General features: G+C 40.8%; 16 protein-coding genes. 7 read left to right on the top strand and 9 right to left on the bottom strand.

What is annotated here, in order from left to right; translation table 11 throughout:
* Positions 1-15 precede the first annotated feature (15 nt).
* Both ACEXOE_RS17515 and ACEXOE_RS17510 read left to right on the top strand, forming a co-directional pair.
* Positions 16-1,098 carry a branched-chain amino acid aminotransferase gene (locus tag ACEXOE_RS17515; protein ID WP_394750144.1) on the top strand — a complete coding sequence of 361 codons (1,083 nt, stop codon included), beginning with the start codon at positions 16-18 and terminating at the stop codon, positions 1,096-1,098.
* 40 nt (positions 1,099-1,138) lie between these two features.
* Positions 1,139-3,199: an alpha-ketoacid dehydrogenase subunit alpha/beta gene (locus tag ACEXOE_RS17510; RefSeq protein ID WP_394750143.1), complete on the top strand. Its 2,061-nt coding sequence runs from the start codon at positions 1,139-1,141 to the stop codon at positions 3,197-3,199.
* Positions 3,200-3,333: 134 nt separating this feature from the next.
* On the opposite strand, the gene ACEXOE_RS17505 is transcribed toward ACEXOE_RS17510, so the two are convergent.
* Entirely contained in the window at positions 3,334-3,927 is a 594-nt protein-coding gene (locus ACEXOE_RS17505) for a DUF4136 domain-containing protein (RefSeq protein WP_394750142.1), read from the bottom strand.
* 112 nt (positions 3,928-4,039) lie between these two features.
* Positions 4,040-4,198, bottom strand: coding sequence for a DUF5522 domain-containing protein (locus ACEXOE_RS17500; RefSeq protein ID WP_394750141.1), 159 nt, complete (start codon positions 4,196-4,198; stop codon positions 4,040-4,042).
* Between the two features lie 181 nt (positions 4,199-4,379).
* Here ACEXOE_RS17500 and ACEXOE_RS17495 point away from each other — a divergent pair, with 181 nt between their 5' ends.
* The 4 genes from ACEXOE_RS17495 to hemL are packed head-to-tail and all read left to right on the top strand — an operon-like array spanning position 4,380 to position 7,782.
* On the top strand, positions 4,380-4,703 hold the full coding sequence (locus tag ACEXOE_RS17495) for a hypothetical protein (protein ID WP_394750140.1): 324 nt from the start codon (positions 4,380-4,382) through the stop codon (positions 4,701-4,703).
* Between the two features lie 18 nt (positions 4,704-4,721).
* Positions 4,722-5,624, top strand: coding sequence for a 1-aminocyclopropane-1-carboxylate deaminase/D-cysteine desulfhydrase (locus ACEXOE_RS17490; protein ID WP_394750139.1), 903 nt, complete (start codon positions 4,722-4,724; stop codon positions 5,622-5,624).
* A 26-nt stretch (positions 5,625-5,650) separates the two neighbouring features.
* A complete protein-coding gene (locus tag ACEXOE_RS17485) occupies positions 5,651-6,502 on the top strand; it encodes a glucosaminidase domain-containing protein (RefSeq protein WP_394750138.1) in 852 nt (283 codons plus the stop codon).
* A 2-nt stretch (positions 6,503-6,504) separates the two neighbouring features.
* Positions 6,505-7,782, top strand: a complete 1,278-nt coding sequence (gene hemL / locus ACEXOE_RS17480; RefSeq protein ID WP_394750137.1) for a glutamate-1-semialdehyde 2,1-aminomutase — start codon at positions 6,505-6,507, stop codon at positions 7,780-7,782.
* A gap of 64 nt (positions 7,783-7,846) precedes the next feature.
* Here the strand turns inward: hemL and ACEXOE_RS17475 are convergent, their stop codons facing one another.
* Positions 7,847-11,608, bottom strand: a complete 3,762-nt coding sequence (locus ACEXOE_RS17475) for a thrombospondin type 3 repeat-containing protein (RefSeq protein ID WP_394750136.1) — start codon at positions 11,606-11,608, stop codon at positions 7,847-7,849.
* 364 nt (positions 11,609-11,972) lie between these two features.
* Here ACEXOE_RS17475 and ACEXOE_RS17470 point away from each other — a divergent pair, with 364 nt between their 5' ends.
* Complete coding sequence (locus ACEXOE_RS17470) at positions 11,973-13,715, top strand: alkaline phosphatase D family protein (RefSeq protein ID WP_394750135.1); 1,743 nt, start codon at positions 11,973-11,975, stop codon at positions 13,713-13,715.
* A 70-nt stretch (positions 13,716-13,785) separates the two neighbouring features.
* Here ACEXOE_RS17470 and ACEXOE_RS17465 read toward each other — a convergent pair whose 3' ends face one another.
* From ACEXOE_RS17465 to ACEXOE_RS17440, 6 genes are all read right to left on the bottom strand, one after another.
* Complete coding sequence (locus ACEXOE_RS17465) at positions 13,786-14,154, bottom strand: hypothetical protein (RefSeq protein ID WP_394750134.1); 369 nt, start codon at positions 14,152-14,154, stop codon at positions 13,786-13,788.
* A gap of 89 nt (positions 14,155-14,243) precedes the next feature.
* On the bottom strand, positions 14,244-14,684 hold the full coding sequence (locus ACEXOE_RS17460; protein ID WP_394750133.1) for a hypothetical protein: 441 nt from the start codon (positions 14,682-14,684) through the stop codon (positions 14,244-14,246).
* Positions 14,685-14,791: 107 nt separating this feature from the next.
* Positions 14,792-14,980: a hypothetical protein gene (locus ACEXOE_RS17455; RefSeq protein ID WP_394750132.1), complete on the bottom strand. Its 189-nt coding sequence runs from the start codon at positions 14,978-14,980 to the stop codon at positions 14,792-14,794.
* Between the two features lie 230 nt (positions 14,981-15,210).
* Entirely contained in the window at positions 15,211-17,709 is a 2,499-nt protein-coding gene (locus tag ACEXOE_RS17450) for a zinc-dependent metalloprotease (protein ID WP_394750131.1), read from the bottom strand.
* 525 nt (positions 17,710-18,234) lie between these two features.
* Positions 18,235-19,665, bottom strand: coding sequence for an SLC13 family permease (locus tag ACEXOE_RS17445; protein ID WP_394750130.1), 1,431 nt, complete (start codon positions 19,663-19,665; stop codon positions 18,235-18,237).
* A gap of 123 nt (positions 19,666-19,788) precedes the next feature.
* The gene (locus ACEXOE_RS17440) at positions 19,789-23,046 is read right to left on the bottom strand and encodes a TonB-dependent receptor domain-containing protein (protein ID WP_394750129.1); all 3,258 of its coding nucleotides are present in this window, start codon (positions 23,044-23,046) and stop codon (positions 19,789-19,791) included.
* Between the last annotated feature and the right edge of the window lie 73 nt (positions 23,047-23,119).

The raw sequence follows: 23,119 nt of genomic DNA, 5'->3' as shown, positions 1-23,119 counted from the left end.
CTTAAAATATACGATATGTCACACACGATAAAAATCAACAAAATAAAAGAATCCAAAGTAAGTCAGTTGGATTTTAATAATATCCCTTTGGGAACCACCTTTACCGATCATATGTTTGTCTGTGATTTTGAGGATGGTGCTTGGCGCAATGCCCGAATTGAACCCTTGGCTGCTATTGCAACACATCCTGCGGCAATGGCCTTACATTATGGACAAGCAATTTTTGAAGGAATGAAAGCGACTATGGGAAGTCATGGAAAGCCCTTGTTGTTTCGTCCAGAGAAAAATGCGGCGCGTTTAAATTTAAGCGCGGACCGTATGGGAATGCCTGAATTTCCAGAAGAACTTTTTCTTGAAGGGTTGAAACAATTGGTAGCTCTGGACAGTCAGTGGATTCCTCCTATGGAAGGTAGTGCGCTGTATTTAAGGCCTTTTATCTATGCCGATGAAGCATTCATTGGAATGCGTGCGGCCACACATTATAAATTTATCATCATTGCTTCTCCTTCAGCACCCTTGTTTACAAAGCCCATACGCTTGTACGCAGAGACCAAGTATATCCGTGCCGTAGAAGGAGGTACTGGGGAAGCTAAAGCAGCTGGAAATTACGCTGCGGCGATACGTCCCACGGAAATTGCAAAAGCAAAAGGGTATGATCAAGTGTTGTGGTTAGATGCACATGATTTTAATTATATCCAGGAAGTAGGAACGATGAATATCTTTTTTAAGATCAATGGGGCCTTCATTACACCTAGCTTGGATGGGGCCATCTTACATGGCATTACACGATTGAGTGTTATAGAATTATTGCGATCAAAAGGATATGAGGTTACGGAACGCCCCATTACCATTGAGGAAATTATTACAGCTTCTGGCAATGGTACCTTAGAAGAGGCTTTTGGAACAGGGACCGCTGTAGGTATTGCCATGATACAGGAAATTGGATATAAAGAGGAGATTATCCCGGTATCTGATGAAAATCCGGTAGGACAAATGGTGTTGGATACCATCAATGGGGTACGCGCAGGAAAAATTGAAGATACTTTGGGGTGGATGGTTCAAGTAGAGGAGATTGAAAATTTGGCTTCGTCGCACTAATCAATAACACAGAAAGTAGCTCCTGTTCAAGGTAAAATATATGGATAAGAACATTCTTAAAAAAGGATTTGCAAATTTGTGTACGGCAAAGGCACTGACCGAGTTATACGAAGCAAACTTTAAACAAGTGTCAAAATATGTACATGCCACTTCTAGGGGGCATGAAGCGATACAAACTGCCCTGGGACTTCAGCTGAAACCTCAGGATTATGCTTTTCCATATTATAGGGACGATGCCATGCTGTTAGGGTTTGGAGTACAGCCCTATGAACTTATGTTACAGCTCCTCGCTAAAAAGGAGGATCCTTTTTCCGGAGGACGCACCTATTATTCCCATCCTAGTTTACGGGATGCGGATAAACCCAAGATTCCGCATCAATCCTCGGCAACAGGAATGCAGGCTATCCCTGCAACTGGAGTGGCCATGGGAATGCAATATTTGGAACTACAAGACCTTCCGAATACGATATTGAATGGAAAAGAAGGAACGGAAAAGCCTATTGCCGTATGTTCTTTGGGAGATGCTTCGGTTACCGAAGGAGAAATTGCGGAAGCTTTTCAAATGGCCGCTTTGAAACAATTGCCCATTTTGTATTTGGTACAGGACAATGGTTGGGATATTTCTGCCAATGCCGCGGAAACCAGAGCACAAAATGCCTATGAGTATGCAGCTGGATTTCATGGATTAGAGGCTATTTCCATTGATGGGGCCAATTTTACGGAGAGCTATAAGGCACTCGAAAAAGTAATAAAAACAATGCGGGAAGAACGTCGCCCGTTTTTGGTACATGCAAAAGTACCGCTGTTGAATCACCATACTTCAGGCGTTCGTATGGAATGGTATCGGGACGATTTGGAAGAGGCGCGCAGCCGAGATCCCTATCCCGTATTAAAACAGCAACTGGCCGATGCCGGTTTTTCCGATGGGGAAATCAATGCTATTGAAAAAGAAGCAGTAACCAAGGTACATTCTGATTTTGAACGTGCCTTGGAAGCTGAAGATCCCCGTCCCGAAGACCTTTTTACCCATGATTTTGCACCTACGCCCATTACCCAAGAGGTAGGGGAGCGCAGTCCTAAAGGAGCGGAAAAAGTAGTGATGGTAGATTGCGCGCTTTTTGCTATTGAGGAATTGATGAAAAAACACAAGGAATGTTTGCTCTACGGACAAGATGTAGGGGGCAGATTGGGAGGTGTTTTTAGAGAGGCGGCAACTTTGGCACAGAAATTTGGAGACGACCGCGTTTTTAACACCCCTATACAAGAAGCATTTATTGTAGGTTCTACCGTTGGAATGAGTGCTGTTGGGTTAAAGCCTATTGTGGAAGTCCAGTTTGCCGATTATATCTGGCCGGGACTCAATCAACTTTTTACCGAGGTGAGTCGTAGTTGCTATCTGACCAATGGAAAATGGCCGGTGTCCATGATTCTGCGAGTTCCCATTGGAGCCTATGGGAGTGGAGGTCCCTATCATTCTTCATCTGTGGAGAGTGTCATTACTAATATCCGGGGGATTAAGATTGCATACCCCAGCAATGGAGCCGATTTAAAAGGCTTAATGAAAGCAGCCTATTATGACCCTAATCCTGTGGTTATTTTAGAGCATAAAGGCTTGTATTGGAGTAAAGTGCCTGGAACCAAAGGAGCTACTTCGGTAGAGCCTGCCGAAGATTACGCATTACCTTTTGGCAAAGCCAATGTGCTCCAAGAGATATGGAAACAAGAGGATGAAGAAACCTTGACTATTGTGAGTTATGGTATGGGCGTGCACTGGGCGATGAACGCGACCAAGGGAATGCGAGATCGTGTAGAAGTGATCGATTTACGCACATTGTATCCTTTGGATGAGGCCACCGTCATGAGTTCGGTGAAGAAAACAGGAAAATGTCTGGTGGTTACGGAAGAACCTTCCAATAATAGTTTTGCAAGAGCCTTATCCGGAAAGATTCAGGAGGAATGCTTCCGATATTTGGATGGTCCGGTGATGACCTTGGGAAGTGAAAATATGCCAGCAATTCCTTTAAATAGTACCTTGGAACAAACTATGATTCCATCTACGGAAAAAGTGAAAGAGAAAATCTTGGAAGTATTGGCGTATTAAGAAAGATTTTTTAGAGATAGGGGATAGATACCTATCTGTTCGAGTATTGTCAAGTAACCTATAGTACAATATACAAAGACAAAAAAAGCGATTCTCAAAGAATCGCTTTTTTTGTCTTATTTCAAGTGTAGTTCTTAATTTGCTGCTACGGTAGGGGGATACGCCTTTAGAATCTGTGATACAAATTGTTTAATACGCGCTTCTTTTTTCTCAATATTAGCGGTATTGTTCAATGTACCTACACCTCTTCCTTGCCATACCAATTCCTTTTTGTTGGCATCGATCAAATCAATGAACAAAGAACCCTCCGTACGTACACTTACATTATTGCCAAATCCATATCCAAAGCCACCATACCCAAATCCGCCATATCCGAATCTGCCAAAGCCACCAAATCTACCAAAGCCAAATGGTCCAAAACCGAATCCAGCATTGTTGTATACATCCACTTGTTCTCTTTCGTTGGTGAAAATACTGATCAAAACATCGGGTTTATTGGATTTTGAAAAACCCCTAGAAGTCATTTCCGCATCTATAGCATTTAAAATCCTTTTCTTGTCCAAATCGGAGATTTGAGCTTTGTCTATCCCAGTTTTGTAGTACGCATAGGTCTTATATTCGCCAAAATTGGCTTCTTTATCATAATCGGACAATACACGCACAGAGGAACAAGAGCTTAAAAATAATAGGACAAGTACCGGAAGTGCTAAAAGTTTTATTTTTTTCATAACAAATTATTTTTTGGAATTAAACTAGTTTTGAACGTCTATAGAAAAGCATCAACAATCATGCCGAAAACCTTATATATCGGTGCATTTGCCAATAATCCATATCCGTATTTCACCGACTATTGGTTTTGGGGTCATATCCATAAGGACAGTGCCTGCATCCACTCTCGCAGCAATAACCTCGTTTAAGATGAAATTTCTCCGTAAATACCTTATAACCTTCCTCCGAAAGATAGAAATCGCCCTCTTCTAGAGGAATAATCTTTTTCATGCAAGTAAAAATAAAGCATTTTTCATAAAAAATCGTCAGTTTTACCGCTTTTAACCGTACTTATTATACAGGAAATGGAGCTTATCCTAGGCTAACATTTATGAGGATATCAGAAAATAAGTACAAAAATTATTTTTAATTTTAACAATTAAATGTACTTGGCTTCGTTTAAAGGGATGAAATGATTGTAATATTTAGACATTTTTTTTACAAGAATTATGTAGGCCTATCACTTTGGCCCTTTATCATTCTAAAAGATATCCAGTTAAAGGACGATGAGGTTTTGATCAATCATGAAAGGATTCATTTAAAACAACAACAAGAACTCTTTATTCTTCCTTTCTATCTTTTTTATCTCACGGAATGGATTCTTCGATCGATCTTTTATTTCGATAGTTATAAGGCGTATCAAAATATTAGTTTTGAACGTGAAGCCTATCATAATGAAAAGAACATGGATTACCTTAAAGAACGGAAAATCTTCAGCTTTATTAAATATCTTTGATTTTGAAAAGATGAAGGCTTGAACCTGATAAACCAAAACGTACAACTTCCTATTTTAGCAGAAAAACAGGTAGCGCTCCAGATCAAACGCGAAGACCTGATTCACCCTTTGATTTCTGGCAATAAATATAGAAAACTGAAGTACAATATAGCCGCAGCCCAAACTGCCGGAAAGAAAACCTTGCTGACTTTTGGAGGAGCATATTCCAATCATATCGCTGCTACTGCCTATGCAGGAAAACTACATCAATTACATACCATTGGTATTATTAGGGGAGAAGAATTGGAATTTAAATGGAAAGATAATCCAACACTGCGTTTGGCTTCGGAACATGGAATGCGCTTTAAGTTCGTTGATAGAAAAACCTATCGGAATAAGGAGGATAGTTCCTTTTTAGAAGATTTAGGCATGGAATTTGGAGATTTCTATCAGCTCCCCGAAGGAGGAACCAATGCCTTAGCGGTCAAGGGCTGTGAAGAAATATTGAATGTAGAAGATCATACTTTTGATATCATTGCTACTAGTGTGGGTACGGGGGGAACCTTATCGGGAATCATAAATGCAGCGAAAGACGGTCAAAAAGTTTTAGGCTTCCCAGCTTTAAAAGGTGATTTTTTAAAGGAAGATATTTGTAAATTTGTTCGTAAGGACAATTGGGAGTTATGCACATCGTATCATTTTGGGGGATATGCAAAAGTCACTCCAGACCTTATTAGGTTTATTAATGATTTTAAAAAGCAGACCCAGATTCCATTAGATCCCATTTATACAGGAAAAATGGTGTATGGGATTTTGGATATGATCAAGCATGATTATTTTAAACCTCAAACGAAGGTTTTGGTCATCCATACAGGAGGTTTGCAAGGTATAGCGGGAATGAATAGGATATTGGCACAGAAGAAAATGCCATTGCTCCATTGAAATAGCAAACATATTAAGCACTATAAATGAAGAAATCTATTGGGATATTAATTGTACTCAGTATTTTTTTTACCGGATGCGGTTCTAAAAGGAGGGCAGCCACTTTGGCGAAGGCCCGAAAAAAATACGAAGTCGTGGAAAAAAAGCCAAGGTTGGAGTTGGCCAAAAATGAAAAAGGAGAGACCTATCCTTTACCAAAAGATTCCGGGAAATTCGTTGAGTTTCCTATTGCTTCGGTCGAAGAATATATAGATACCTTTTCAGAAATTGCCCAATCAGAAATGAAATCCTATGGCATTCCTGCCAGTATTACCTTGGCACAAGGAATATTGGAAAGTGGTTTTGGACGAAGTACACTTACGCGAAAAACCAATAACCACTTTGGGATTAAGTGCCATAAAGGCTGGACCGGGGAATACGAATTGCACGATGATGATCGTAAAGGGGAATGTTTTAGGAAATACAACCATCCCATATATTCCTTTAGAGATCATAGCACCTTTTTATCGACACGCTCGCGATATGCTTTTCTTTTTGAATATCGAAAAGATGACTATAAAAGATGGGCAAAAGGCTTACGCCAGGCTGGCTATGCCACGGATAAACGGTATCCTCAAAAACTGATCGCATTCATTGAGAAGTACGAGTTGTACAAATATGATAAAGAAGTATTGCGCGATAAAAATTTTGTAGTGAAAGCACCCAAAAAGGAATATGCCTATGCTACGCATATTGTGGCCAAGGGAGATACCTTATATTCCCTTTCCAGAAAATACTTCATTTCTGTTCCGGAACTGAAAGAATTGAACAACCTTAAGAATAATGATCTTGCTATAGGACAGGAATTGATCATTAAATCTGAAAATAAGAAAAAATAAGCATGATTTATCAAAGAAGTAGCGCCCTCTTTGCAGCGGCGAAAACCTATATTCCAGGTGGGGTGAATTCCCCTGTACGGGCATTTAAGGCAGTAGGGGGAGACCCTATTTTCGTAAAAGAGGCCAAAGGCGCGTATTTATATGATGAGGATGGAAACCGTTTGATCGATTATATCGCTTCTTGGGGGCCTCTGATTTTAGGGCATGCCCATGAACCTGTAATCAATGCCGTCATCGAAAAGGCTAAAAAAGGAACTTCCTTTGGAATGCCTACCGAAATTGAGACCGAACTGGCGAAATTGGCCGTTTCCATGGTGCCGAATATCGATAAGATCCGTTTTGTGAATAGTGGTACCGAAGCTTGTATGAGTGCAGTCCGATTGGCCCGGGGATTTACCGGAAAAGATAAGATCATCAAATTCGCAGGTTGTTACCACGGGCATTCCGATTCTTTTTTGATACAGGCAGGGAGTGGTGCGGTAACTTTTGGAAGCCCCAATAGCCCTGGAGTAACCCAAGGAACGGCTAAGGATACCTTATTGGCCAAATACAACGACCTAGAGGGAGTCAAAGCATTGGTGTCGGCAAATAAAGAAGAGATAGCCGCCATTATCATAGAACCTATTGCTGGGAATATGGGCTGTATTATTCCAACGGACGAATTCATGCATGGACTTCGTAAGGTGTGCTCGGAAGAAGGGATTTTATTGATTTTTGATGAAGTAATGACAGGATTCCGACTGGCAAAAGGAGGCGCTCAGGAGGTCTTGGGCATTGCTGCGGATATTGTCACTTTTGGGAAAGTGATCGGAGGCGGATTGCCCGTAGGGGCTTTTGCCGCAAGAGCCGAAATTATGAATCATTTGGCACCCGACGGACCGGTATACCAAGCAGGAACCTTAAGCGGGAATCCTTTGGCGATGAGTGCGGGTCTTGCCATGTTGACCGAATTGAACAATAACGCTGGGATATTTAGCAGTTTGGCAGAAAAAACGGCTTATTTGCATCAAGGAATAGCAGAGGTACTGGAGCGTAAAAGTGTTGTACATCAAATCAATAGATATGGTTCTATGATTTCAGTCCATTTTACAGAGGACCCAGTCATTGATTTCGATACGGCGGCCAAAGGAAATAATGATATGTTTAAGAAGTATTTTCACGGGATGTTGGATCAAGGGGTATATCTCCCTCCAAGTGCTTTTGAAAGTTACTTTTTAAACGATGCCTTGTCTTATGCCGATTTGGATGAGACCATAGCAGCTGTAGATACTATTTTTTAGTGGTGCAAAAGCAAAAAAAAGCGCTGTAGATCATCTACAGCGCTTTTTTTGTTTTTCAAAGAAATTAGTTCCGTATAACTTTATACGTATTCAATTCGGTAGAGGTCTGTACATATAGGATATAGATACCTTGGGACAAATTGGCCATATCTACGGTCACTTGGCCATTGTTTATCTCGTAAACTTTAGCTTCCACTTGAATCCCGCTCAAGGTAAATATGGATACTTGTAAAGTGGTTTCCGCACCGCCATCCAAAGTAATGACCAATTCATTACGATCTGGATTTATAGGATTAGGTGAAATTTGCATGCCGGGTTTAAGAATAAAGCTTTCTTCATAGACTTCATCACATGCTCGTCCTGTAGTTACCATTAATGTATTGAGTGCTTGGGTCAAGGGAATGCTAAAGGTATTTTCCGTGGTCGTGAATACCTCCTCATTTAAGGTAATGGTATACGAAGTATTTCCGACCAAAGACAAATTCAACATATTTTCCGAAACTTGGATATCCGTATTTACACTAAAGGGTTCTGGAGTTGCGATCACCACCTCAAAGCAAGCTTCGTAATTGGGCAATTCCGCTGCGGTAAAACATAAAGCATACGTGCCTATTTCAAGATTTTCAAAAGAAGTCGTAGTATTAAAGTTTTTAGAGGTTGAAATTCCATCCGTCGTTAGAATTACGGTATAATTTCTATTTTCCAGTGCAGAGATATTGATGGTGCCTCCATCACAGAAGGAACTACTACTGATTTCATAGTTGGTGTCGGCAATGGTGTCTTCACAACCTGCTGCATCCACGTCGGTACCCAGCGGGGTAGCAGGGCATTGGTCTTCCGTATTGGAAACACCATCCCCATCGCTATCTGAATCACAAACATCTCCTATGCCATCATTATCAAAATCGGCTTGATCGGTATTGGCGGTTAAGGGGCAATTATCAATAGCATTCGGAACAGTATCCCCATCAATATCGGTATCACAAATATCACCAATCCCATCGCCATCGGCATCTGCCTGATCAGCATTAGCAACCATGGGACAGTTATCTACGGCATTGGCAATCCCATCATTATCATCATCGTCATCACATACATCCCCAATATTATCATTATCCCGGTCCTCCTGATTTGGATTTGCTGTAGTAGGACAATTATCCGTAGCATTTGGAATCCCATCGCCATCATCGTCATTGGGATCTTCACATACATCCCCAATACCGTCATTATCGCTATCTGCCTGGTTTGTATTTGGAGTCAAAGGGCAATTGTCATTAATATCCAAAATGGTATCATTATCGTCGTCATCGTCACATACATCGCCAATACCATCATTATCGGTATCCAATTGATCTACGTTGGCAATCAAGGGGCAGTTGTCATCAACATCGAGAATAGTATCATTGTCGTCGTCCTCGTCATCGATTAAAGAACCCTCAACCACTAAGTTGTCCAATACCACACCTTCTTGGTTGATAAAGGCGTCCGAATGAAATACAAAGCGAAAAAGAATATTGTTTGCCTGTCTTAGGTCGGTCTCCGTACCCGCATTGGCCGTAAAGTCATAAGCGTATTCCGTAAGTTGCGTTTGGGTACCTGTCCATTGCCCTCCCGGACAATTTTGGCAATCGTTGGAAACCCCGGAACTGGCATTGGTTCTATTGCTGTTGTACCAATTGGGTAAACTGTTGTTGGTGCCCAAAAGATTCCAACTTTCACCTTCATTCACGGAATATTGTACATAAACAATATCAAAATTCTGTTCAAGATCATAGGCCATGCTAAATTTTAACACGGGAGAAGCGATGCTGGATAGGTCATAACAATTTGTGGTTAAATACGCCAATTGATCTACCCCGTGCTGCCCGCTGAGAACAGTACCATAAACTTGAGTCCCTGATACAGCATCATTTAATCGGGTTCCGGAAGGAACACCTCTTTCCCAGGTTGGAGTTCCTCCATTGGCATTTGTTGCAATGAGTGCGTCATCTTCACTTTCAAAGGTATTCACTGTTCCTGGAATACCGGCTCTATTGGAAAAAAAGGCTTGGGTAATGGTATTGTTGTTTGGAAGGTCATCACTGGCAATCTCTGCAATGAACTCTATACTGGAATCTCCAATACTCTGTAATGAAACCGGAGGTAGACTTACGGTAATGGTTTCATCGGGAGCTATAGTGTTTGGAAAAGACTGTGTTTGCTGCGCCTCCTGATTTAACTTATATAAAATATCAAAGCCCGAAATGGGATTAACACCTCCATTTTTAACTTGAACTGTGGCATTGAGGGTACCGCATATCAAGCTTCCGGCTTCCGGACTTGCGCTGACCAATTGAATATCGTTATCGGGTGTTTGTACGGCAAATTGGCCCGAAATAGAGAATTGACCAATAGAAGCGTAATCGGAATATCCATTGTCTACATTGCCGCTGCCTACACCTTGAATTTCTATGTAATATAATCCTGCTGTTAAGTTTGTTGAGATTTCGGCCCCTAAACCTGTTGGATTGCTCAAGGCCACTTCAATGCCATTTTCATCTAAAATACGGGCTTGAATATCCAAATTGGGATGTTCCTCATGTGGACTAAAGGTTAAGGAAGCTGGTCCTGATAGGGAGAGAAAGGAAAATACATCAATATCGTTCCGATCGGCGATAATACCCGTATTCTGTTCTGGATCGATATTACCTCCTAGATCGGCAACAATAGGAGTTGAATTGTTGATGTCATTCCCGTGTTCATCGGAAACAAAACCAAAGTTATTTCGTCCTCCACCAATGATTTGGAGATCATCTTCATCATTGGAAGCATTGGCATATTCTCCAAGGCTCCATTGTGCTACAGGTCTGGATAAACTGAAGCCCATGATCGGGGCCCAATTTCCATGCCCTTGATAATATTCTGTGCTTCCACGGCCATCGTGATTTAATCCCATGGTATGTCCCACTTCATGGGAACCGGTATCTCCAGCGTCTTTGGCATTTCGGATATTGTACACCCAACATGGATTGTCCGCATTGGAGGAAAAAGAATTTAAGAAAGCTACGCCTCCAGAATCTGGGGCTGCCGTAGTGGTAGGTGTAAAAATACACATCATTCTTTGGTTTCTGGGAGTAGCTTCATAGATGGCGCGATCCGTAACGATGTTGACATCAAAAGGGCTGAAATCTTCAGCCATAATCTCCCATGTCTCTATAATTTCCTCATCTGAAAAGCCGGCCGAAGCTGCATTGATCGTATTTCCGTTGTCCCAGTTAGACCCTGTAACTACTTCTCCGTCAAAATCCAAATAGACCACAGCAGATGCACTGGGTCTACTTTGTAATTCGGATGCATTCATACGCTGGGTTAAAGTACTGCTGCGTTTTTTGGAAGGTTGAAAAGTACCTTCATGATGCTCAAAACCAATACAAAGTACATCGTGGATATTAATTTCTTTGGCATATACCCTTTGGTCTTCAGTAGTGAAGATTTCATAGGCCTTTTGGGAGTCACGTTCAATCAGTCGGCCATTAATGGTAGTATTGGTTCGCAAGAGGCTAAAAGAAGAGTTTCTATTCCCGTTCAAAGTTCCGATATAAGAAACTCCACGTCCCTCTTGACGCTCTAAGTTTACCTCTAATGTTAGGGTTTTGGTAGCACTTAATTTAATGGACATCTTGTCTGTGCCGGTATTGTTTTTTTGGGTAGTACCCAATTGATTTATAAAGGAGGTTGCATTTTCAGCAATCACTACAGGTCTGCTGTTTTGATTTTGTGCCTGAATACGGCTTGGATTAAAAAAAAATGCGAGTAGGGCAATAGGAATGAAACGAAGAATTTTCATAGCAGTAGGTTAGGGACTTGGGTTAACACTTTTCATCAAAACGAAGTACCATCTTGTATTGTTGATTTGGGATGATGGTGCTGCAGATTGATGGATCCGAAAAACATAACGGAATTCTCATCATTTTATTGGATATGGGAACGGTATTACAACGAAAGGATAATGTTGTATTATTTGAGTTGTGCTGCAATAAAGGGAAAAAATAGCATACGCTCTAGGGAGCGGGCCGTTAAGGGCAAGATTTTTTTTCCTTTTCTTAACATAACCCTTCATGAAATCTACGATTCTTAAACCTATTGTAATATAGCACTAACGCTAAAGGTACTTGGCTTTTCTAGTTTTAAATGTTTAAAACTAAAAACCAATGGAAGAAAGAAAAATATTAACAAGAAGGTCATTTTTGGCCAAATCCGTGATTGCCTCTGGTGGTATTATCTTAAGTTCGCATATAGTGGCTTGTGTTCGTGATTTTGAGGGTGATGCAGATGCACCAGATAGCGTCCCGAGATTTTTACACGGTGTAGGGAGTTTTGACCCAACGGCAAATGCTGTAATTATATGGACCCGATTTACTCCTATAGAAACGGAAGTGAGTGAATCTATACGAATTAGATGGCAGGTAGCCGAGGATGAAGGGTTTTCGGCCATAGTAAAGGAAGGCACTGAAATTGCATCTATGATCAATGATTTTACTATTGCCAAGGATGTTACCCGATTACCTTCCAAGGGGAAGTTCTATTATAGATTCCTTCAGGAAGAATTGAATGAGACTTCTGTAGTTGGCGAGACCATTACACTACCTAATTCGGGAGATGTAGTCGATAGCGTAAAATTGGCCGTATGTTCTTGCTCAAATTATCCAGCGGGCCTTTTTAATGTATACGATGCTATGGCCAATAGCGAAGCAGATGTCATTGTGCATTTAGGAGATTATATTTACGAATATGAAGAAGGGGGATTTGGAACTAATGAAAATACAGTTCCGCTGGGACGTGTTCATGATCCGAGTACTGAAATTTTGAGTTTGGAGGATTATCGTTTGCGATATCGACAGTATCGATCGGATGAAGCACTTCAATTGGCACACCAGAAAAAACCTTTCATTGCTGTTTGGGATGATCATGAATTGACGAACGATGCTTATATAGATGGAGCGGAGAATCATGATTCTTCGGAAGGATCCTTTCAGGCAAGGAGACAGCGTGCGGTTCAGGTGTACAATGAATACATGCCTTTTCGATCAAATAGTAGTGAAATTATCTACCGAAACTTTGAATTTGGAAACTTGGTCAATCTGGTCATGTTGGATACGAGGATTATTGCCAGAGATCAGCAGTTGAGTTTTAACGACTTTTTTACTGCCGCAGGTTTTGATTTTGCGGCCTTTGAGACGGCTCTATTAAATCCTGAAAGAAATTTATTGGGACCAACACAGCTATCCTGGGCAAGAAATGCTGTTGCGGGAAGCAGTGCTCAATGGCAGGTATTGGGACAACAAGTGCTTACGGGAAGAATGTTTGTTCCTGCGGAACTGTTGATTGCGATTGGAACGGTAGCTTCAGGAAATGCAACTGCGGAAACTTTTGCACAATTACAACAGACTATTATTGAACTTTCAACCTTAAAGGCACGAAGTTTACAAGGAGATCCTACATTGACCCCTACCGAATTGGCACGTATTAATACTGTTGTACCGTATAACTTAGATGCTTGGGATGGTTATCCTATTGAACGCGAACGCCTGTTTGCTACATTAAATGGCAAAAATGTAATTACTTTAGCAGGGGATACGCATAATGCCTGGAATACAGAACTTAAAGATGCTGCCGGCAATAGAATTGGAGAAGAATTTGCCTGTCCGTCTGTTTCTTCTCCTGGTTTCGAAGGATTATTTGGAAATGATCCAGCAACTATAGCAGGAATAGAACAAGCATTTGTATTGTTAATTGATGATCTTCAATATTTTGATGCTGCAAGAAGAGGTTATGTGCTGGCAGAATTTACTTCAGGTACCGCATCTGGATCATATCGTTTTGTAGATACTTTGGCTAGCACTTCATACTCGGTTACGGAGCAACACAATGCCGTAGTATCGGTTTCTGTTTAGTATAAGGGCCGAACTAAAAATGAAAAAAAGCCATGCATCAATGCATGGCTTTTTTTATAAAACAAAGTGTTTAATGTTTATCCAAGGTTGTGGTTTTTCCTCGGTGACGTTTCAATTCCTCTTTTTGTTGTGGCGTTAATAAAGCCAGTATCTTTTGGTCCAAAGCGGTTTCCATGGCAACAATCTTATTTTGTAAACCTTCTCCTTGTGGATTCTGGATAATAGCAAAAATGCTTTTTTCGTGTTCAAGATAAAGCTGCTCAATACTACGCTTTTGTTCTTTTTGAAGGGAAACAACTTTAGAAAGTGCTGTCATCTGTTCCTTCGTAGCTTCTTTTGCCTTGATATCGGTAACTTCCTGTATAGATGTTTGTGCCTGTAGCGGAAGTGTGCAAAGGAATACGAGTGCACCAATACATATAATACCTATTTTTCTCATGATTTACTTGAACTTAATATTTTGCTGTTATAACGTAGAATTATAGATAAAAGTATATAAGGCCAGAGAGAATTGATAGGCATTGTCCATTAGCCTTTGGATCTGTATTTTCCTCGATGCTGTCCCTTTTTTCCTTTAGCATGACGGGCCTTTCGAGCTTGCATTTTTTCCCATTTTTCATATTGATCTGCGGATAGGATTTCTTTCATCGCAGCCTTATGGGCAATGGCTCTATCCAATTTTTCCTCTGCCATTTCAAAACGCTCCTCTTTAGTGGGCCTTGCTTCCTCTTTCTCTCTTCTTTCTTTGCGTTCTTCCATCTTTGATTTTCGGTACTCCGCTTGTTCCAGATATAGTTTTTGGACAGCGTTCTGTTGCACTTCGGTAAGGTCTAGGGCCAAGGTCATTTTCTTGGTCTGTAGTGTAGCAACTTGTTCGGGATTCAAGTTTCTGTGTCCTCTACTATTTCCTCGCTGCGCCATTCCGACCGTACCGATCAGAAGTATGGCAATAAACATAACTTTTCTCATGTGTCTAATTTTAAGATTATACTTTTGAGACTATGAGATGTAGGTATGGTTTAAGGGGGAATTAATTTTGTGCCTTTTTTAACAATTTGAACGTGAGGAAAATAATGTTATTCAAGTCCATCAAAGGCGTTGGCTTGTTCTATTTTTGAGGTGTTGCTCTCTGTCATTTGATAATCTGCCTCGGCTATCTCAATCGCATTCTGTTCTTGCACCGAACCATGTTCCAAAATGTAATATGCAGTTGCAGTAATCAGAAAACAAACAAGGTAAATAAGGCTTTTTAATTTATATGACATGATAATGGGGATTAGGTTACACTCTAAGGTACATCATAGACGGTCCTTAAAAGAATCATTGTTGTGAAATGACCGCTTTTGCTAGTGAAGGGATTTAGAATTGTGGTTATACCTACGAGGATTGGCAGGAAATCGTTGAAAAACCTATAAAAGAACAAAGACATTGCCCCATATAGGGCAATGTCTTTGTTGAAAAACAACTTAAATGGTAGGAGTCACCAAATAAGGGTTTATTTGGGATCCAATATCATATCAATACGCTCTATAACGTCTTGTAAATGATAACGACTCATGTTGTCATTTGTTCTCCCTAAAGCAGCTCTTACACTTCTTTTAAGGATATTGAGTTCTGCACGTGCCACGGATCTGATATCAGATTGACTAGCATTGACATTAGTTCTGGAAGAGAACCTTCGGAACGCAGCAGGCAATGGTCTTTGCTCTCCAGTCATCAAGAATTCCATACGCTCTATATAAGCACGTTGTAAATTCCTTCTATAGGTATCTATTTTGCGGCCTGAATTCAATTCGGACCAGATTCCCCTTCTAAGATCGCGCATCATGTTTACCATAGTATAGGCATCGCTTCCGTTCAAGGCTTCGTTTTCGATCATACGTGCCAAGCGTCCAAAATCTAAAATGCCATTCAAGGTACGCTCTTGCGTTCTAAGCAATCGGTTTGTATTTCCGGCATTTTCAATTCTTCCAAGAATATCATTGTCGATCATCCACTTTGGCGTGGTAAACAATTGATCTTGAATGAATTTCAAACTCTTCTTTTGGTGTGCTTTATCTACATGTGTATATACTGCACCTTCTTGATCATAGGTTTTATAATATTCGTAAACACCCCCAATATTGCTGGAAACGTGGCCCATATACCGATTAAATTGTCCCAAGACCTGCCCGTACAATGTTTCTAAATCGTCATAGTTTTTACCGTCTTCGGCAGTCCACTTGATTAGGTTAGGAATAATACGTTTTAAGTTTTTAATACCGTATTCACTTGCTTTAACAGCATCGTCTCCCAAATCTTCGGTTTGTGAACTTGGATCAATAACACCAAATTGCTGTCTTCCAAAACGGTACATAGGATCTCCAGCATGTTCCAAGATCCAACTATCTAAAACAGGTTTTTCTTCAGCTCCTTTTTTGTCCAAGATAGGTCGGTACCCCCACATGATGGAATATTTGTCATAAGGTCCAATATCTGGCATCAAGGCTACTCCTTTATCTTCTGGCTGTGCCACATAGTTAAAACGGGCATAATCCATAATGGATGGTGCTGTTCCATATTTTTTAGTAAAGGAAGCTGAACGTAGGGAATCTACGGGATAAGCAACACTACTTCCCATATTATGGGGCAATCCTAGAGTATGACCTACTTCATGGGCAGAAACAAAACGGATCAAACGTCCCATCACTTCATCTTTAAACGCCACACCTTGGGCATCAGGATTTATAGCTGAAGTCTGAACGAAGAACCAGTTGCGTAACAAGGTCATTACATTGTGGTACCAGTTGATATCCGATTCTAAAATCTCACCACTTCTAGGATCACTTACGTGAGGCCCATTGGCATTTGGAATAGGGGAAGCTAAATAACGTACTACAGAATATCGTACATCCTCAGGTGACCATTCTGGATCTTCCTCAACTGTTGGAGGGTCTTTAGCAATAATGGCGTTCTTGAAACCTGCAGCTTCAAAAGCTTTTTGCCAATCTTCAATACCTTGCTTTAAGTAAGGAACCCATTGTTTAGGAGTAGCTCTATCTACGTAGTAGACAATAGGTTTTTTAGGTTCAACAAGTTCTCCTCTTTTGAATTTTTCAACATCTTCATCTTTTACTTCCAATCTCCAACGATCCAAGTATCGCACTGTTTTACTTTCCTGAGCGTCCAAACCGTAATCTACCTGCCCACGTGCGAACCAACCCACACGTTGATCAAAATAGCGGCGCTCCATAGGTACTTCTGGCAATAGGATCATAGAGTTATTGATCTCTACCGAAATGGTTCCTAAACTTCCATTGGAAGGAGGTCTACCTGCAATATAAGTCTTAACGTGTCTTGCTTCAATATTGAGTGGATAACTCTTTAAACTTTCAATATAGCCTTTGCTTTCGTCCAAACGGGTAATTCTATATTGTGTACGTCTACCTTGGGGCATACCTAGCGCTTTCACATCTTTTTTGAAGAGATTGTCTACTTCAATGACCGTGGCAGGACTAAGGGAATCTTTTTTGAACGCCTTGATATCGAAAGCGTACAATACAGGCTCAAAGTTTGAATTTACCACCGCTTCGTGAACTGGTAAAGAATCAGCAGCCACTACATTATGGGAAACTACGCGAACAAAAACTTTCTTGTTCTTTTTTTCCCAGCGCAAGACTTGTGTATTGATCTTTCCGCCACCAAAACCAATGTTGGATGCAGTTTTTGAGATACGACTCACCATTAACATTTCTCTATTGAAAAGAGAGTCTGGAATTTCGTAAAAGTGCTTGTCGTCTACAACGTGCACATCGAACAAACCTTTGTCTGTTTTTGCCTTTTTGGTGATTACCTTATTATAAGGTAAAATAGCACCTTTTTTGGGCCTTGGTTTTGCAGGCTGCGTTGTTGTCTTTGATTTTTTCTTTTTTCTTTTTTGAGCTTCAATGGTGCCAGTGCAACAAATTGCCAAAAAGATAAAAAGAAGGGTTCTAGGGAGTAAATTTTTAACCATTTCTTAATTAAATTTTTGATTTTTTTACAATTTTTCAAAGGACTGAAAAAAAAGCCTAAAGTATTGTTAATGAAATCATAAGCTAATACCTCAGGAATTTGTCATAAAACTCGTTTAAATCACTGATAGTCAATATGTTGAATTAGTTAACAAAAAAAGACAAAATGAATCAATTTTGTTAAATAAAAATGAGAGTGTAACATTTTGTTTTTTTTCTAGTCTTATTAATAGACATCATCAGTCAATCAATCAAAAAACGAGCAAAGTCGTGTAAGTCTTTGCCTTAGAAGTATAACTGCAGAAGAATAAGGTATATGACCAAAAGGATTTCGGCTACTCTTTTTTCATAGGAGTGCATTTTGCCCATTACTTTTTTGATTGCAAGAATTTAGAAATTAGGTGTAGTGATATACAAAGAATTTGATCCTTTTGTAGGGCAAAGCGGATAAAATAACTTCATTTTATCAAATTTTTTTTAGAATTAGTCAATTCAAATCCCTTGTTGAAGAACGAGGGATTTGTTTTTTAGAAAATTAATGGGATCACGTATTGAAAAAGAAGAATCAATAAGCCCACTGCGATAAGGTTAAGAACGACACCTACTTTTGCCATTTGATGAACCTTAATGTAACCACTTGCAAATACAATGGCGTTTGGGGGAGTGGCCATAGGCAGCATGAAAGCACAACTACTGGCCATGGTGACCGGAATCAATAAATACAGTATCGGGATTTCCAACCCAATGGCTATACCTGCCACTACTGGGGCCAAGACGGCTACCAAAGCCACATTGCTCATTAATTCGGTCATGAATAGCATCAACAAAATGAGTAGGGAAGCGGTAAACAAAATGCTGATATCACTGGTAGCAATGGCATTAGCAACCAAATCAACGATACCACTTACAGACATCCCCTTGGCCAAAGCCAATCCACCACCGAACAATAATAAGATGCCCCAGGCCAATTTTTGAGTATCCTTCCATTCCAGAATAAAGTCGCCCTGCTTCATATTATAGGGTAGGGCAAACATGGCGATGGCCGCAAAAATACTAATGATGGTATCGGACAATCCTAGGCTGGGAAAAATTTCATTGATCAAAGTTCTAAAAATCCATAAAGTAACCGTAATTCCGAAAATGACGAGCACCATTTTTTCTTTGCTCGAAGTAGGTCCCAATTTTTGTAATTCCTGTGAAATAACCTCCTTTGAGGCATTAAACTGTAGGTTTTTATTGGGAAACATCCATTTAACCAAAACAAAATAGCTAATGGCGATCATAATAATTGAAAAAGGGAGGCCTATGACCATCCATTTCAAAAAACTGATTTCAATCTGGTATTCGTTTTCAAGGAGACCAATGAGAATAGAATTTGGAGGTGTTCCTATCACCGTAGCAATACCTCCGGCATTGGCCGAAAAGGCAATCCCAAGCATCACACTGAGGGCAAAGTTACGATCCCCTTTGGTAAAACCGTCGGCGTCATTGATCAACAGACCAATAACAGACATCGCTATAGGAAGCATAACTACAGTACTTGCCGTATTACTGATCCACATACTTAAAGAAGCGGTGGCGATCATGAAGCCCAGTACTACTTTATTGGGCGTGGTACCGGTTATTTTAATGATGTTGAGGGCAATGCGTTTATGGAGATTCACTTTTTCCAGGGCCAGGGCCATGACAAATCCCCCAAAGAACAAAAATACAATGGGGCTTCCGTAGTTGGCACCAACATCGGCCATGGGCATTACTTCCATTAGCGGGAAAAGAATCAAAGGGAGTAATGCGGTAACGGAAATGGAGACACTTTCCGTAATCCACCAAAGTACCATCCATAGGGCAACAGCAATAACGGCATCTCCTTTTGGGGAAATTAATTCGAAGGGAAGGTTAATAATACTGAGAAACAAGATGGGGCCCAATACTAAGCCTATTTTTCTGCTTAATTCCATAGGAAAATTTAAAATCCCCCTAAACTATGTTTTTTCTATGAGCTATAAAAATTAATGCCAGCACGGGAAACGAAAAACCTCTCCGAAGAGAGGTCCATCGACTCAAAAATTAAACATACTTGATTATAAAGAGAAATTAACTCTCGCAAATAAGAACCTACCGGTATATCCAAATTGTGATGTACGTCTGGAGTATACAAACTGATCTCCGGAGGTGCCCCCGGCTCTATTTTCATCAGGATACACATCAAATAGGTTATTGGCTCCAAGGGTTAGTCGGAAGCGGTCGCTGAAGGTTTTGGAAAAGGAGAGGTCCGTAATCACTTTTCCACCATAAATGGCATCATCACTGACTTGGGTTCCTGCCACACGGGCGTCACCATTAAAATCGTCAGGATCAGTGACTTCTCCAAAAAAGACATTTTGTAACAGCACCTCCCAATTTTTATACGATAAGGTATTGGTAAGGTTTAACTTGGTACGGGGTTGTGCCAAGGTTAAAAAAGCTTCTTCCTGACCGTCAAAAAAGGCCCCGCTTAAACCCGCATTGGCAATTAATTCAGGAACAAAAACATCTTGTACCTCGGTTTCGGTAAAAGTAGCCGCAAAATTATTGCTGAGACGCATATCTTCGGTCAATTGGGCTTTATGGGATACTACAATATCCAGCCCTCTTGATCGGGTGTCGATCGCATTTACAAAGAAACGGGCGCTTGTGGCATTTGCAGCATCAAAGATTGCCGTTAATTCGGGGTTTCCTCCGTTGCCAAAACTACCACTATAAATAATTCGGTCATCAATATTGATCTGATAGGCATCTACGGTGATAGAAAAGTTCCCAAAAGTTCCGGTTAATCCTGCACTAAGGCTATTGGAAGTTTCTTCCTTTAAAGGATCGATACCTATTAGTGCTGCTGCCCTACTATCATTGGTGAAGGTACCTTGTTCAAAAGGTTGATTGTCCACAAAAACGGTACTGGTTCTGCTAAAAAACTGTTGGTGCAGAGAGGGGGCCCTAAAACCACTACTATTGGCTGCCCTTACCGCCAAATTTTCCGACAGTTCCAATCTTGTTGCTATTTTATAGTTGAAGGTTTCCCCAAAATCCGAATAGTTCTCATAACGCCCGGCAACACTCAACAACCAATTTTCAGTAAAATCTGCCTCCAAGTCAATATAAGCGGAAATGTTATTTCTGAATTCATCCGTTGCGTTCCCGGGATCAAATCCTCGATATACCTGGGCGCCTCCACCTAGCGGTACCCCTGTGAAATTATTGCGGACCAAAAGTGCATCTGGAGTGGCACTGTTTACCACATTTCCATTGATGTCAAAACTGGCATACGAGGCTTCTTCCCCTGCGGTAATCTCATAATTCTCCACTTTATATTCTGCTCCAAAAGCCACATTGAACCCTTCAAAAATATCCTCGTAGAATTTATTGATGTCCAAGTTGGTCGTATTTTGAGTGAACCCAAATCCCCCCGCATCAAAATTTCTCGGTGTGGAAACCCCCAAGGTTCCGTTACTGGAATTTTCTACAGTGAGAAAGAAGGTATTTTGTCCATAGGTATGCGAAAAATCAATATTCCAACCCTCCATTTCACCACGAATACCGAAGGCGAAGGAACGGTCTACAATATCGGATTTGATATCGGGTAAAAAGCCATTGGGAAAAGCGGGAGTATTGGCTCTTCCATCCCCTTGTGCAGGTCTTCTATAAAAACCAGAAGCCAAACCTTGACGATAGCTGATGCCTCCAAAACTGTACAATTCTGTGGTTTCCCCAAGAGGAACCGATAAATTGGCGAAAAATTTTCCCTCTCGCAATTTGGAAGTACCTACTCTAAACCTAAAATCGCTTCTGCTAAGTCCGCGTGCGGCAAGCTCGTCTTCATCGGCATCAAAATCCAAAAGTGACCTAAGACTATCAACACCGGTAGCATTGGTTAAGTCCAAAGCGGCAATCTGATCTTTCGTTGCTTGATCAAGGTACGATATGTCTTGGGCTGCATTGGCATAATCCTGTAAGGTCATTTCGGCAACATTTCCACCATTGGCGGCAAAAATACGCTCGGCGCCATGGAATCCTCTGAAGATATCCCCGGAATAATCCCTATTTCTCAATGCAGGTTGGCGCGTAGCCAATGATCCGGTAAAATTTATAAATCCGCCCTGATCTCCTATAGGAAGGCCATAGTTGGCATCCAATTGCACTTTTTCGCCATCACTTCCTCCGTCAAACTGATTCCCGTTCTCACTAAAGTTGGCCCCTGTGGTCAAGGTAAAATCTAGTTTGCCTGTATTTTTTTTGAGAACAATATTGATGACTCCAGCAATGGCGTCCGAACCATATTGTGCGGCGGCACCATCGCGTAATACTTCTATACGTTCTATGGCTGCAGTGGGAATAGAATTTAAATCGGTTCCCACGCTACCCGCACCAACAGTACCGTTCACATTGATCAAAGAAGTAGAATGCCTTCTTTTTCCATTGATGAGAACTAAGACCTGATCTGGTCCAAGACCTCTTAGGGATGCCGGATCAATATGATCGGTTCCATCGGAAACTGTCTGTGATTGGGAGGTAAACGAAGGCGCAACGTAATTCAGTATCTGTGTAACCGATGTTTGTGGAGCCAAGGATGCTATTTCCGTAACGTCTATGACATCCACTGGAACACTACTTTCCGTTGACGTCCTATTAGGGTTTCTAGAGCCTACGAGCACGACATCGTCCAAACGGGCCGCATTTTCTTTTAAAACTACAGTGACAAAATCTTTCCCTGAAATGGATACTTCCGTGGAGGCGTACCCAATAAAAGAGATGACCAGGATATCTTGGCCATCGGGAACATCGATGGTAAAGTTGCCATCAAAATCGGTTTGGGTACCAATGGTAGTTCCTTTAACCAGAATATTGGCACCTGCCAAGGGTTCTCCATTTTCATCCTTGACCGTTCCTTTGATTTCTTTTTCCTGAGATTTAGGGTCAGTCGTGTCATTTAAAAGGTCACTCTTCTTTGTCAACACGATTTGTTTTTCGTTTATGGAAAAGGCAAAATTCCCGAGGAGTGCCAGTTTATCCAGTACCATTTTTAGTGGTTCTTGATCCGCTTTTATAGAGATTTTCTGATTGTCGTTAATCTCTTTTACATTATAAAAAAAACGATAACCCGATTGTGCTTTGATTTCCTGTAACACACTTTTAAGGGGAGTTTCACTATAATTCAAGGCTATTTTATGTTGTGAGAAAACCGTATTGGCAGAAAGCTGAAATACCAATAAAAAACATAAAAGTAGACTCAATTTCATTTTTAGATACATGCTGTTTGGACGTTCTTCATGTTGAACATCGCCCAAATGATTACTTTTTTTCATAATTTTAGGGTGTCTGATTGTTAATACTCGTTTTTAATGATCAATATTAAAGGGGAGGTGGTGCAACACTTCT

This window comes from Spongiimicrobium salis, from assembly GCF_043678055.1.
GTDB lineage: Bacteria > Bacteroidota > Bacteroidia > Flavobacteriales > Flavobacteriaceae > Spongiimicrobium > Spongiimicrobium salis.
The sequence above is the reverse complement of the archived record's forward strand: the minus strand, read 5'-3'. Positions and strand labels throughout refer to the sequence as shown.